This is a genomic window from Pseudomonas sp. LBUM1672 (genome assembly GCF_059695655.1).
Map to the genome: position 1 here is coordinate 4,698,941 of NZ_CP166781.1, position 12,692 is coordinate 4,711,632.

At 58.8% G+C, this 12,692-nt stretch carries 12 protein-coding genes; 5 read left to right on the forward strand and 7 right to left on the reverse strand.

Annotated features, from left to right (window positions below; translation table 11 throughout):
- The first annotated feature begins 268 nt into the window (after positions 1 to 268).
- Entirely contained in the window at positions 269 to 3,163 is a 2,895-nt protein-coding gene (locus ACA053_RS21405) for a ribonucleoside-diphosphate reductase subunit alpha (RefSeq protein ID WP_109633979.1), read from the forward strand.
- 279 nt (positions 3,164 to 3,442) lie between these two features.
- Here the strand turns inward: ACA053_RS21405 and flgE are convergent, their stop codons facing one another.
- From flgE to ACA053_RS21435, 6 genes are all read right to left on the reverse strand, one after another.
- Positions 3,443 to 4,756 carry a flagellar hook protein FlgE gene (gene flgE, locus ACA053_RS21410; protein ID WP_497313058.1) on the reverse strand — a complete coding sequence of 438 codons (1,314 nt, stop codon included), beginning with the start codon at positions 4,754 to 4,756 and terminating at the stop codon, positions 3,443 to 3,445.
- A gap of 31 nt (positions 4,757 to 4,787) precedes the next feature.
- Positions 4,788 to 5,510, reverse strand: coding sequence for a flagellar hook assembly protein FlgD (flgD, locus tag ACA053_RS21415; RefSeq protein ID WP_497393619.1), 723 nt, complete (start codon positions 5,508 to 5,510; stop codon positions 4,788 to 4,790).
- A 15-nt stretch (positions 5,511 to 5,525) separates the two neighbouring features.
- Complete coding sequence (gene flgC / locus ACA053_RS21420; protein WP_497393620.1) at positions 5,526 to 5,969, reverse strand: flagellar basal body rod protein FlgC; 444 nt, start codon at positions 5,967 to 5,969, stop codon at positions 5,526 to 5,528.
- 3 nt (positions 5,970 to 5,972) lie between these two features.
- Positions 5,973 to 6,380 (reverse strand): flagellar basal body rod protein FlgB, encoded by a 408-nt coding sequence (gene flgB / locus ACA053_RS21425; protein WP_497393621.1) that lies wholly within the window; start codon positions 6,378 to 6,380, stop codon positions 5,973 to 5,975.
- Between the two features lie 365 nt (positions 6,381 to 6,745).
- The gene (gene cheR, locus ACA053_RS21430; RefSeq protein WP_497393622.1) at positions 6,746 to 7,573 is read right to left on the reverse strand and encodes a protein-glutamate O-methyltransferase CheR; all 828 of its coding nucleotides are present in this window, start codon (positions 7,571 to 7,573) and stop codon (positions 6,746 to 6,748) included.
- Positions 7,574 to 7,619: 46 nt separating this feature from the next.
- Positions 7,620 to 8,552 (reverse strand): chemotaxis protein CheV, encoded by a 933-nt coding sequence (locus ACA053_RS21435; RefSeq protein ID WP_403106493.1) that lies wholly within the window; start codon positions 8,550 to 8,552, stop codon positions 7,620 to 7,622.
- A gap of 82 nt (positions 8,553 to 8,634) precedes the next feature.
- Here ACA053_RS21435 and flgA point away from each other — a divergent pair, with 82 nt between their 5' ends.
- The 4 genes from flgA to ACA053_RS21455 all read left to right on the forward strand — a co-directional run bounded on the left by flgA (position 8,635) and on the right by ACA053_RS21455 (position 11,239).
- Positions 8,635 to 9,396: a flagellar basal body P-ring formation chaperone FlgA gene (flgA, locus tag ACA053_RS21440; protein ID WP_497313062.1), complete on the forward strand. Its 762-nt coding sequence runs from the start codon at positions 8,635 to 8,637 to the stop codon at positions 9,394 to 9,396.
- 164 nt (positions 9,397 to 9,560) lie between these two features.
- Positions 9,561 to 9,887 carry a flagellar biosynthesis anti-sigma factor FlgM gene (gene flgM / locus ACA053_RS21445; RefSeq protein ID WP_109633993.1) on the forward strand — a complete coding sequence of 109 codons (327 nt, stop codon included), beginning with the start codon at positions 9,561 to 9,563 and terminating at the stop codon, positions 9,885 to 9,887.
- A 48-nt stretch (positions 9,888 to 9,935) separates the two neighbouring features.
- Positions 9,936 to 10,403, forward strand: a complete 468-nt coding sequence (locus tag ACA053_RS21450) for a flagella synthesis protein FlgN (protein ID WP_497313064.1) — start codon at positions 9,936 to 9,938, stop codon at positions 10,401 to 10,403.
- A 92-nt stretch (positions 10,404 to 10,495) separates the two neighbouring features.
- Entirely contained in the window at positions 10,496 to 11,239 is a 744-nt protein-coding gene (locus tag ACA053_RS21455; protein WP_497393623.1) for a flagellar brake protein, read from the forward strand.
- Positions 11,240 to 11,302: 63 nt separating this feature from the next.
- On the opposite strand, the gene ACA053_RS21460 is transcribed toward ACA053_RS21455, so the two are convergent.
- Entirely contained in the window at positions 11,303 to 12,679 is a 1,377-nt protein-coding gene (locus ACA053_RS21460) for an MFS transporter (RefSeq protein WP_497393624.1), read from the reverse strand.
- Positions 12,680 to 12,692 lie beyond the last annotated feature (13 nt).

The following is a 12,692-nucleotide window of genomic DNA, read 5'->3' on the forward strand; positions in this document are numbered from 1 at the left end:
AACCGCACCTGCGGATGGCACCGTTTTTTTAGGCCGGAACAGCCGGAACGGTACGGGTGTTGCAGTCATTACTGTCACCCTGAATGGAATCCGGTTTCGAGCCCTGGCTCGCGACCAAAGACTTCGGCAAGGAAGCGGCATCATTAGCCTTTTCCTACTGTCCCGAAGTTGTTATGCCCGACGCCCGTCGGTTGTAGTGCTTCAGGACAGAACGGTGGGCACCATGAAGGTGCTCAAACAAACATAGAGAATGTGGAGACACTCCCCCATGCAAACCGACACAACTCGCGAGAACCCGCAGGGCACCTTGCCGCAGGCCGCTGATTCGACTTCGGATCTGTCCGCCACCGCGCCTGGCCAACTGCGCGTGATCAAGCGTAACGGCACTGTCGTTCCTTACACCGATGACAAGATCACCGTCGCGATCACCAAAGCGTTTCTCGCAGTTGAGGGCGGCACCGCTGCCGCCTCGTCGCGAATCCATGACACCGTTGCCCGCCTGACCGAACAAGTCACCGCGACCTTCAAGCGTCGCATGCCGTCGGGCGGCACCATCCACATCGAAGAAATCCAGGACCAGGTCGAACTGGCCCTGATGCGTGCCGGCGAGCAGAAAGTAGCCCGCGACTACGTGATCTACCGTGACGGTCGTTCGAAAGAACGCGCTGCCCACGCACCAGCTGAAGAAGCCGTCAACGCTCACCCGTCGATCCGCATTACCCGCGCAGATGGCACCTTTGCTCCTCTGGACATGGGCCGCCTGAACACCATCGTCACCGAAGCGTGCGAAGGCCTGGAAGAAGTCGACGGCGACCTGATCCAGCGCGAAACCCTGAAAAACCTGTACGACGGCGTGGCCCTGACCGACGTCAACACCGCCCTGGTGATGACCGCCCGTACCCTGGTCGAGCGTGAGCCGAACTACTCGTTCGTCACCGCCCGCCTGCTGATGGACACCCTGCGTGCCGAAGGCCTGAGCTTCCTGGAAGTTGCCGAAAGCGCGACCCACCACGAAATGGTCGACCTGTACGCCAAGGCGCTTCCAGCCTATATCGCGAAAGGTATCGAATTCGAATTGCTGAACCCGATCCTGGCCACCTTTGACCTGGAAAAACTCGGCAAGGCGATCAACCACGAGCGCGATCAGCAGTTCACGTACCTGGGCCTGCAAACCCTGTACGACCGTTACTTCATCCACAAGGACGGTATCCGCTTCGAACTGCCGCAGATCTTCTTCATGCGCGTGGCCATGGGCCTGGCGATCGAAGAGAAGCAGAAAGAAGACCGTGCGATCGAGTTCTACAACCTGCTGTCGTCCTTCGACTACATGTCGTCGACTCCGACCCTGTTCAACGCCGGCACCCTGCGTCCACAGTTGTCGAGCTGCTACCTGACCACCGTGCCGGATGACCTGTCGGGCATCTACCACGCGATCCACGACAACGCCATGTTGTCGAAATTCGCCGGCGGCCTGGGCAACGACTGGACCCCGGTTCGTGCCTTGGGTTCGTACATCAAGGGCACCAACGGCAAATCCCAGGGCGTTGTTCCGTTCCTGAAAGTAGTGAACGACACCGCCGTTGCCGTTAACCAGGGTGGCAAGCGCAAAGGCGCTGTCTGTGCCTACCTGGAAACCTGGCACATGGACATCGAAGAGTTCATCGAACTCCGTAAGAACACCGGTGATGACCGTCGTCGTACCCACGACATGAACACCGCCAACTGGATCCCTGACCTGTTCATGAAGCGCGTCTTCGATGACGGCAAGTGGACCCTGTTCTCGCCGTCCGAAGTACCGGACCTGCACGACCTGACCGGCAAGGCCTTCGAAGAGCGTTACGAGTACTACGAAGCCCTGACCGAGTACCCAGGCAAGGTCAAACTGTTCAAGACCATCCAGGCCAAAGACCTGTGGCGCAAAATGCTGTCCATGCTGTTTGAAACCGGCCACCCATGGCTGACCTTCAAAGACCCGTGCAACCTGCGCAGCCCGCAGCAGCACGTGGGCGTGGTCCACAGCTCGAACCTGTGCACCGAGATCACCTTGAACACCAACAAGGACGAGATCGCCGTTTGCAACCTGGGCTCGATCAACCTGCCGAACCACATCGTCAACGGCAAGCTGGACACCGCCAAGCTGGAACGCACCGTGAACACCGCCGTTCGCATGCTCGATAACGTGATCGACATCAACTACTACTCGGTGCCACAAGCGAAGAACTCCAACTTCAAGCACCGTCCGGTTGGTCTGGGCATCATGGGCTTCCAGGACGCTTTGTACCTGCAGCACATTCCTTACGGTTCCGACGCGGCCGTCGAGTTCGCCGACAAGTCGATGGAAGCGGTCAGCTACTACGCGATCCAGGCTTCCTGCGACCTGGCCGACGAGCGCGGCGCCTACGAGACGTTCCAGGGTTCGCTGTGGTCCAAAGGCATCCTGCCGCTGGACTCGCAACAGATCCTGATCGAGCAACGTGGCCAGAAGTACATCGATGTTGACCTGAACGAATCCCTGGACTGGGCACCGGTTCGTGCCCGTGTGCAGAAAGGCATTCGTAACTCCAACATCATGGCCATCGCACCGACCGCGACCATCGCTAACATCACTGGCGTCTCGCAGTCGATCGAACCGACCTACCAGAACCTCTACGTGAAATCGAACCTGTCGGGCGAATTCACCGTGATCAACCCGTACCTGGTTCGCGACCTGAAGGCTCGCGGTCTGTGGGACTCGGTCATGATCAACGACCTGAAGTACTACGACGGTTCGGTGCAACAGATCGAGCGCATCCCGCAAGAACTCAAAGAGCTCTACGCGACTGCCTTCGAAGTGGACACCAAGTGGATCGTTGATGCGGCAAGCCGTCGTCAGAAGTGGATCGACCAGGCTCAGTCGCTGAACCTGTACATCGCTGGCGCTTCGGGCAAGAAGCTGGACGTGACCTACCGCATGGCCTGGTACCGTGGTCTGAAAACCACTTACTACCTCCGCGCCCTGGCCGCGACCAGCACCGAGAAGTCGACCATCAACACCGGCAAGCTGAACGCTGTTTCCAGCGGCGGCAACCACGGTGAAGATTCGGTCCTGGCAGCGCCTGCCGGCCCTGCTCCAGTGCCGAAGGCTTGCGCCATCGACGAGCCGGATTGCGAAGCTTGCCAATAAGCTGAGCCAGTGAGCGCCGCAAGGCGCTGACCTGGAGACCCCCGATCAGTCCTCTGGATTGCCGGGGGTTTTCTTTTGCCTGCCTTTTAAGATCAAGAGATCGCAGCCTCGTTTCACTCGACAGCTCCTACAGGGGGCGTGTACACCGGGGCATTCCGCGTTTGCCCGATCCATGTAGGAGCTGTCGAGTGAAACGAGGCTGCGATCTTTTGATCCTGATTCCACCAGGACAAAAAAAACCCCTCTCACGAGGGGCTTCTTATGCAGCGCTATCCAGCATCAGGTCATCTGAATGATGGTCTGCATGATGGTGCTCTGAGTAGAGATGGTCTTGGCGTTTGCCTGGTAGTTGCTCTGCGCCTTGATCAAATCAACCAGCTCGTTGGTCAGGTTGACGTTGGACTCTTCCAGGGAGTTGGACACTACCGCACCCAGCGTACCGGTTTTCGGTGCATCGACACCGGCCACGCCCGAGGCGAAGGTTTCTTTCCAGCGCGTACCACCGATTGGCTGCAAGCCTTGCTCGTTGGCGAAGCTGGCGACCGCTACCTGGCCGATAGCCTTGGTTTGCTGGTTGCTGAAGTTGGCGGTCATTATGCCGCTTTCGTCGATGGTCAGGCTGGAGATCTGGCCAGTGGCGTAGCCGTCCTGATACTGCTGGGTACGAGCAGTCGCCGAGTTGAAAGAGGTGGTTTTGGTCATGTCGAATTTCACCCCCCCAGTGGCCGGAACCGAACCATTAGGACCCCAGACTTTTGGCGTCACGCTGCCGTTGGTTACCACGCCTGGCACCCAACCGGTCAGATTGAAGGTTTTGCCGGTCACGGCAAAACCCGCACTGCCGGTCATGGTGTTGACGGTACCGTCAGAGTTGAAGGTCACGGTGGCAGTCACTGGCACCGGTGGTTCGGTGGCCGGATTGGAAGGCGAACGACCGTCCACGTAGGTGTACACGGTCCACGCGTTAGTACCGGTTTTTACGTAATACTGATCCAGAGTGTGCTGGTTACCCTGGCTGTCGTAGATCGGCGTGGAGATTGGCTTGTTATAGCTCAATGGCTCGGCCGGGTTGAACGGCGTAACGGTCGGAAGGGTTTCCGAAGAGTTAAGGTTCATGGTCTGGTCGACACGAGTGGTCGCCTTTGGCGACAGGCTCGAGGTGTCGATCTTCAGGTCGGTCAGCACGCCGTTGATGATCTTGCCGTTGTCATCAACGCCATAGCCTTGCAGACGGTTGCCGTTGTTGTCGACGACGTAGTTTTCAGCGTCAGTCTTGAACGCACCGGCACGGGTGTAGCTCAGGGAGCCGTTGTCGCTGAGGATGAAGAAGCCGTTGCCCTGGATGCCCATGTCCAACACGTTGCCAGTGTTGTTCACGTCACCCTGGCCGAACTGCTGGGCAACGTTGGCCAGACGCACGCCGTTGCCGACGGTCTTGCTGCCGGTACCCAGGCGGGTGGCCGAATACACGTCTTCGAATTCTGCACGGGACGATTTGAAACCGGTGGTCGCGACGTTGGCGATGTTGTTGCCGGTCACGTCCAGTTGTTTGTTGGCTGCATAGAGACCGCTAAGGCCGATATTGAAAGACATATTCCACTCCTTTGTGCCGTGTTAGTCGGCTCTATATACCAATGGTCTGTACTTTGGACAGGGCAATACTGCCCAGGCCTGCCAGGTTCAGCATCAACTCACCGCCGGTCTGGCTGATGGTCACGCTGTTGACGGTTGCCGGCAGGTAAGTCACCAGCGAGGTCGCCTTGCTGTCGTAAGTCGCGGTGGCGGCAAATTTGTAAGTGCCGGCCTTGGCCACTTCGCCCGCATCGTTCTTGCCGTCCCAGATGAAGCTGGCGTTGCCGGCTTTCTGGCTGCCCAAATCGAGGGTGCGGACCACTTTGCCATCGGCGTCGGTGATCTTGATCGTGACCGGATCCACCGATGCCGGTACCACCGCCGTGCCGTTGAAGCTCTTGGAGGTATCGACGACGGCTGTGTCGGTCTGCGCGACCACCGAGCGGCCCACCAGCGAAGACGCTTGCAGCGCTTGCGACGAGTTGTAGTTGCCGGCAATGCCGCTGACCGTATCGTTCAGCGTGGTGATGCCTTCCAGGCTACTGAACTGCGCCAGCTGAGCCACGAAGTCACCGTTGTCCTGGGGCTCGAGCGGGTTCTGGTTTTTCAGCTGGGTGACCAGCAATTGCAGGAACGCATCTTTGCCCAACGCCTTCTTGCCGGTGGCGCTGTTGGTCGCCGCGGCCAGACCGTCAGCACTGGCGTTGGTCTTGACCGAAGAGTTGGCCAGGACGTCCTTGATGTTCACGCCACTGGTGGTATCGGTAACACTCATCTGAGTCGCCCCTTATCACTGACCGAGGGTCAGGACCTTCTGCATCATGGTTTTGGCGGTGTTCATCATTTCGGCGTTGGTCTGGAACGAGCGACTGGCGGAAATCATGTCGGCCATTTCTTCGACGACGTTGACGTTCGGGTAGTAGACGTAGCCCTTGGTGTCGGCGGCCGGATGGTTCGGCTCGTAACGCGCGTCAAGGTTGCTCTGGTCTTCGACCACGCCCAGCACTTGCACGCCTTGACCGGCGGCATCCTGGTTCTGGAACAGCGAATCGCTGCCGCCGCTCTGGCCACCCTGGAACATGGTGGCGAACACCGGGTGACGGGCGCGATAGGTCTGGTCGATGCTCGACGAGACGGTTTCGGCGTTGGCGATGTTCGAGGCCACGGTGTTCAAGCGCGTGGTCTGCGCACTCATGCCGCTACCGGCAATGTTGAAAACACTGGATAGAGACATGAATTACTCTCCGCGCAGGGCTGACATCAGCCCTTTGAATTTGCTGTTGAGCAGGGTGAAGCTGGCCTGGAAGCCGACGGCGTTTTCCGCGTAGTTCGACTGTTCCAGTTGGGCGTCCACAGTGTTCTGGTCGATCGACGGCTGCATCGGCGTGCGATACATCAGCGATTCGTCGCCATTGCCCAGGCCTTCGGCCTCGATATGGCGGTTGTTGGTCATGTTCAAGGCAAACGTGCCGCCCTTGGATTTCTCGTTCTGTGCGGCGAGCACTTTGGAGAATTCCAGGTCCCGAGCCTTGTAGTTCGGGGTGTCGGCGTTGGCGATGTTGTTGGCCAGGACTTCGGCACGCTGGGCGCGGAAGCCCAGGGCTTGTTCGTGGATACCGAGCGCTTTATCGAAGCTGATGCTCATGTCGGGAAACCTTCGGGTGACCTGATTTTTCGTAACAGAGACATAGCAAGCCGCGTGCCAATTCAAAAAAGCCCGGAAACCGGGGCTTTGCGGGCAGTAGCAAGGCGGCAATGCCAGAAAAGCGGCAACCGATTTCCGCCGTCTGCCGCTTTTCTGCCGCTTTGCGCAATCAGAAGAACACCCTATGACCTGTGGGAGCGGGCTTGCCCGCGATGAAGGTGTCACAGGTTGCGTTGATGTCGACTGATACGACGCTATCGCGGGCAAGCCCGCTCCCACAGGGGTATGTGGTGTTGGTGAGATATTGGCAGGCAAAAAAAACGGGAGCCCCTGAGGACTCCCGTTTTTTTGATGCTGCCAACGAATCACTTCGCCTGGTAAATAATCCCCGGGCTGCACTGGACCATCTGGTAATGATCCGGCAAACCGTTCAGCGCTTCGGAGGCGCCGAGGAACAGATAGCCGCCCGGCTTGAGCGTGCTGTGAATACGCAACAGGATGTCTTTCTTCACCTCGGCGGAGAAGTAGATCAGCACGTTGCGGCAGAACACGATGTCGAACTTGCCCAGAGCCGCGTAGCTGTCCAGCAGGTTGAACGAGCGAAACTCCACGCGACTCTTGATCGGCGCCTTGATGGCCCAGCGTCCCGGCCCTTTCGGGTCGAAGTAACGCTGAAGACGCTCGGGCGACAGACCACGACCGATGGCCAGACTGTCGTACTCGCCGGTCTTGCAGTTGGTGAGCATGGTGCCGGACAGATCGGTCGCGACAATTTGCGCGCCCATCTTCAACTGGCCCATGCTGACCCGCTCGAACTCGTCGATCGACATCGACAGCGAATACGGTTCCTGACCCGACGAGCACGCCGCCGACCAGATCCGCAGACGCTGGCCGGGGGCCGCCTTGATCGCTTCGGGCAGCACCTTGTTCTTCAAGACTTCAAACGGATAGGTGTCACGAAACCACAGGGTTTCGTTGGTGGTCATGGCATCCACCACCATCTCGCGCAAACCGCTGCGCGGCTGGGTCTGGATGCGCTGGACCAGCTCACCCAGGGACTTGATGCCTTGCTGCTCCATCAGTTTGTTGAGACGGCTCGAGACCAGGTACTGCTTGTTTTCACCGAGCAAAATGCCACAGGCTTTTTCCAGGAATACCCGGAACTGTTCGAAATCCAAATTACCCGTAGACAAAGATGCCGCCTCTTAAATCGTGTTAACCACCAGGGGCAGAAGGCCCCTAGCTGATATCTGCTGCTTTGATCCGGTCAACTACCCGGGATGCCAGGTCATCAGGACGGAATTTGGCAAGGAAGTCATCTGCGCCGACTTTCTTGACCATCGCCTGATTGAACACACCTGACAACGAAGTATGCAGGATGATATGAAGCTTTTGCATGCGCGGGTCGTTTCGGATCTCGGCCGTCAGGGTGTACCCGTCCATTTCCGGCATCTCGATGTCGGAAATCATCATCAGGAACTCTTCTTCCGGCTTCTTGCCCTCATCGACCAGCTTGCGCAAGTAATCCAGCGCTTGCCTGCCGTCGTTCAACGCCACCACTTCGACGCCGACCGTCTGCAGGCAACGGGTCACCTGCTTGCGCGCCACCGACGAGTCATCGACCGTCAATACCCGCAATGACAACGCCTTGTGCTGGGTTTCGACATCCACTACGCCGACCGAAATCGCTTCCGGTGTCGGCGCCACTTCCGCCAGCACTTTCTCGACGTCGATGATTTCGACTAACTGATTGTCGACCCGAGTCACAGCCGTCAGGTAATGATCGCGTCCCGTGCCCTTGGGTGGCGGGTGAATCTCCTCCCAGTTCATGTTGACGATGCGCTCCACCGATCGCACCAGGAAACCCTGGGTCTTGGTGTTGTACTCCGTGATGATCACGAACGGGTTGCTTTGATCTTTAAGCGCACCGGAGCCGGTCGCCATCGCCAGATCAAGAATCGGAATGGTCGCCCCCCGGATATTTGCCACACCGCACACGACAGGACTGGACTTGGGCATCAGGGTCAGCTTGGGGCATTGCAGCACCTCACGTACCTTGAACACGTTGATCCCATACAGCTGCTGGCCGTCAAGACGGAACAACAACAGCTCAAGGCGATTCTGCCCAACCAGTTGCGTGCGCTGGTTTACCGCATCCATTACACCAGCCATGCACAGACTCCTACACCAACGCTTAAGTGTGTTGCGACGCACATTTATTGCTAAACGGCACGGCGCTTGCTTTTTAACTCTTATGAACACAGAACCGACATTTTTCCGACGCCTGACATCAACTTCCCGCAAATGGCTTTGCGCGATGTCGGCCGTTTGCCTGTTCAACGCTGGCAGCCCTGCCCTTGCTGACGCGGTTACCTTGCCTGACATGCTTATCGGCGTCACTCAGGGCTTTCTTGAATTCACCGTAGAGGACTATTTGGCCACCAGTCAAACGGAAGGCCGCTACGAAATCGAGGTCAGCCAGCTCGATCCGCGACTGCGCATGCCCATGTGCGACAAGGAATTGACAGCGACCCTGGAGAGCCCGGCGACCCCGATCGGGCGGGTCACGGTCAAGGTCCGCTGCGACAGCACATCCCCCTGGACAGTCTTCGTGCCCGCTCAAGTCCGCCTGTTTCGGGACGTTGTCACGACCACGCGGCCGCTCAAACGCGCGGGGGTCATCGAGCCTGGCGATGTCATGTTGCGCGAGCGGGACATCAGCCAGATCAACCAGGGTTACTTCACGTCCATGGACCAGGCTGTCGGGCAGAAACTTACCCGACCAACGGTCGCCAATCAGGTGCTGACGCTGGTTCATCTCGAACAGGCCGAGGTCATCAGCAAGGGCGATCAAGTGGTGATCACCGCCCGCAGTGGTACGCTCAGTGTGCGTATGCCGGGCGAAGCCTTGTCCAACGGCGGCTTGCGTGAACAGATTCGAGTGAAAAACCTTAACTCCCAGCGGGTCATCAAGGCGCAAGTCATGGCGCCTGGCCAGGTGGAAGTGGCCATGTAGAACGATCTGTGGGTGAAAGATGGCGCGCCGCCCGGCTGTTCCCTAAACTGTGCCGCAGGCAGGACAAGCGCTGGCGCATGCACGCTCATTGATAAATGGGCCTAAAGTTTTCGCAGGGAGAGCCGAAAACATGGCAAGCGTCCAAATACCCAGAGGTTTTTATCATGGTCATCGATTTCAGCCGTTTGAACAGTTCCTCATCACTTACCGGTAGTACGCGTACCAGCACCGCGAAGGAAACTGCCGAAACCGGCAAATCCGCGCCGCTGAATACCCCGGCCGAACAGGCCAGTACCGCCAAAAGCGGGGAATCGGTACACCTCAGCAATGAGGCTCAACAGTTGCAGAAGGTCACTGACAAGCTGCGCGATCAGCCTGCCGTCGACAATGCCCGCGTGGCCGAGTTGAAAGCAGCGATTGCCGATGGCAGCTATAAAGTCGACAGCAACCGTGTAGCCAGCAAACTGCTCAACTTCGAAGCCCAGCGCTAGGCCACGGCCTGCGCCAGGCTTTTGGACGCTTAAACCCCAAGGCCAGCCATGCACGACACTAATTTACTGCAACTGATCACCGACGACTTTGCTCCAGCGCAATACTTGCTGGAGTTACTGCAAACCGAATCCATCGCTTTGCACGGTCGCGACATGCCGCTGCTCGAAGACATTCTGGCGCAGAAACAGGCAATGATCATTCTGCTTGAACAGCATGGCCGCAAGCGCAGCGAAATCCTCGCCAGCCTGAACCTGCCGATCAATCGTAGTGGCCTGGAGCAACTCGCCAGCCAGTCGAGTATCGGCGATCAGTTGCTGGAACAGAGCGACAAACTGACCGATCTCCTGGCTCAATGCCAGGCGGCCAACATCAATAATGGCCAGTCGATCCTGGTCCAGCAGGCCGCCACGGCCAATCAGCTGAAAATCCTCACCGGCGGCGAACCGCCAGCGCTTTACGATGCCCGCGGATCAACCTCCATGCTAGCGAAGCCGCGCCCGCTTAGTCAGGCTTGAGCCTGTTAATGAGCACGCTCTATCAAGACGCGTCACATGCTGGCAGTATGCTAGCAAGTCGCAGTCAAATTTTGTCTGGAGAATGATGAACCGTGTTCAATGCCTTAAACGCGGACGATGCTCCGCAGCCACCCAAGGTGCTATCCACGCCGATGGAGATCGCCGGTAACCTGCGGCAGCTGCAAGAGAGCCATGACCCGCTGATCATCACGTTCCACGAACGCAGCCAGCGCTTCCAGAGCTATCTGGTGGACGTCGACCGTGACGGCAACCGAATTGCCCTGGACGAGATGGTGCCTCGCGACGGCGAACGTTTTCTGCTGGCTGGCGAACCCTTCCGTGTTGAAGGCTTCCACGACGGCGTGCGCATTGCGTGGGAAAGCAACGGTCCGCTGACCATCGATGAATCCGGTGATCGCTGCTACCGCGGCACCCTCCCCGATGAAGTGGTCTACCACCAGCGCCGCAATGCCTTCCGGGCAGCGTTGAAGCTGGCGCAACTGGTCGATGTCGAACTGGGCGGTGAAAAGCTCAAGTTCCCGATCAGAGGCAAGCTGCTCGACATTTCCGCCACTGGCTGCAAGCTGCGCTTTGAAGGTGACATCACCGCCAGGCTGCAACTGGGTCAGGTCTACGACCGCTTTATCGCCGACCTGCCCTTCGGCAGCATGACCGCGCCGGTGGAACTGCGTTACCTGCACTTCGAAGAAAGAATCTCCACCACCTTCGCCGGCATCCGCTTCCACAACATGAGCGGTCAGGTGCAGCGCCAGGTCGAACGGTTCGTCTATCAGCTTCAGCGTGAAGCGCGCCGTTTCGACAAAGACGACATGTAATACGGCGCTTCAACAAAAACGGGCAGTCCCTTGCGGTGACTGCCCGTTTTTTTATGCGCCGGTTTAAGGCCTGGCTTCGGTGAAACTCTGCTCGCGACCCGCGTCCGGGTCTTCGGGTGGTGGATCGGTGTCGGGATCCGGTTCGGGTTCAGGTTCAGGTTCCGGCTCAGGGTTGATCGGGTTCTGCATCTGATCCTGTACCACCTGCTCATCGACCCGTGGGTCAAGGCACGCCACCAGCGGCGAACTCGACATGCTGTCCGGCATGGCCACGTGATGCAGCGGCGCATCTTCGACCTGGTGCAGGTTGGTGACCGCTTTCGGGCGAATCCGCCACACCAGCACCAACGCGAAGAAACTGAAGAAGGCATACAACATGTGGCTGCCGAACAGCTTCATCAGGACCCCGGCCACCAACGGCCCGATACTGGCGCCAACGCCGTAGGTCACCAGCAACATCGCGGTCAGGGACACGCGGCGATCACCTTCGACGTGGTCATTGGAAAACGCCACGGCCAGCGGATACAGGCAGAACATCACCAGCGAACAGAAGAACCCGGCGACAAACAGAACCTCCAGCGGCACCTGCTGCATGATGGCCAGCGGCAACGCGGTCAGGGCCAGGACCACCGCAAAGCAGCGGATCAGCAACGCCCGGTCATAACGGTCGGACAGCCAGCCCAACGGCCACTGCACCAGCAGCCCGGCGAAAATGCAGCTACCCATGAACAGACCGACCTGCTCGGTGGATAACCCTTGTTGCGAGGCATACAGCGGCGCCAGACCGTAGAAGGAGCCAATGATCAGCCCCGCCCCCAGCACCGTGCTCAACGACTGCGGCACCCGTTTGATGAAGAACCGCGGTTCCATCGGCGCCGGATGCAAGGGCGCCGGGTGAATCCGCCGGGTCAGTGCCACCGGCACCAGGCACAGCGCGAAGCACAACGCGACCAGCATCAACAGTTCCAGGCCCAGGGCCGGGTGCATGACCAGAATCAACTGACCAAGTACCAACCCCAGATACGAGGCGATCATGTAGCCGCTGAACACCGTACCGCGCTGCGACGCTTCGGCCTGCTCATTGAGCCAGCTTTCGATGACCATGTACTGGCACATCATGCCGAGGCCGACGATCACCCGCAGGAAAATCCAGGCCGGCAGCCAGTCGACCAGGCCGTGGCCCAGCACCGCCGCGCCGACAATCCCGGCGCAGGCCGAATAGGCGCGAATATGCCCGACCCGGGCGATCAGCCGGTGACCGATCTTGCCGCCCAGTACCAGGCCGAAATAGTTGGCCGCCATCAACGCACCGACCCACAGGCTGTCGACGTTATCCGCCGCCAGGCGCAAGCCCAGGTACGTACTCAGCAAGCCTGAGCCGATCAACATCATCAGCGAGGCAAAATAAAGCGCTCGAAAAGGTTTCCAGATTTGGCGCATCGGCGTTCCGAGC

Excerpts from the sequence above, each read along its gene's own strand:
- flgA (WP_497313062.1), top strand. The coding sequence starts at position 8,635 with ATGAACACAGAACCGACATTTTTCCGACGCCTGACATCAACTTCCCGC.
- ACA053_RS21435 (WP_403106493.1), bottom strand. The coding sequence starts at position 8,552 with ATGGCTGGTGTAATGGATGCGGTAAACCAGCGCACGCAACTGGTTGGG.
- flgD (WP_497393619.1), bottom strand. The coding sequence starts at position 5,510 with ATGAGTGTTACCGATACCACCAGTGGCGTGAACATCAAGGACGTCCTG.
- ACA053_RS21460 (WP_497393624.1), bottom strand. The coding sequence starts at position 12,679 with ATGCGCCAAATCTGGAAACCTTTTCGAGCGCTTTATTTTGCCTCGCTG.
- flgC (WP_497393620.1), bottom strand. The coding sequence starts at position 5,969 with ATGTCTCTATCCAGTGTTTTCAACATTGCCGGTAGCGGCATGAGTGCG.
- flgB (WP_497393621.1), bottom strand. The coding sequence starts at position 6,380 with ATGAGCATCAGCTTCGATAAAGCGCTCGGTATCCACGAACAAGCCCTG.
- flgE (WP_497313058.1), bottom strand. The coding sequence starts at position 4,756 with ATGTCTTTCAATATCGGCCTTAGCGGTCTCTATGCAGCCAACAAACAA.
- flgM (WP_109633993.1), top strand. The coding sequence starts at position 9,561 with ATGGTCATCGATTTCAGCCGTTTGAACAGTTCCTCATCACTTACCGGT.
- ACA053_RS21405 (WP_109633979.1), top strand. The coding sequence starts at position 269 with ATGCAAACCGACACAACTCGCGAGAACCCGCAGGGCACCTTGCCGCAG.
- ACA053_RS21450 (WP_497313064.1), top strand. The coding sequence starts at position 9,936 with ATGCACGACACTAATTTACTGCAACTGATCACCGACGACTTTGCTCCA.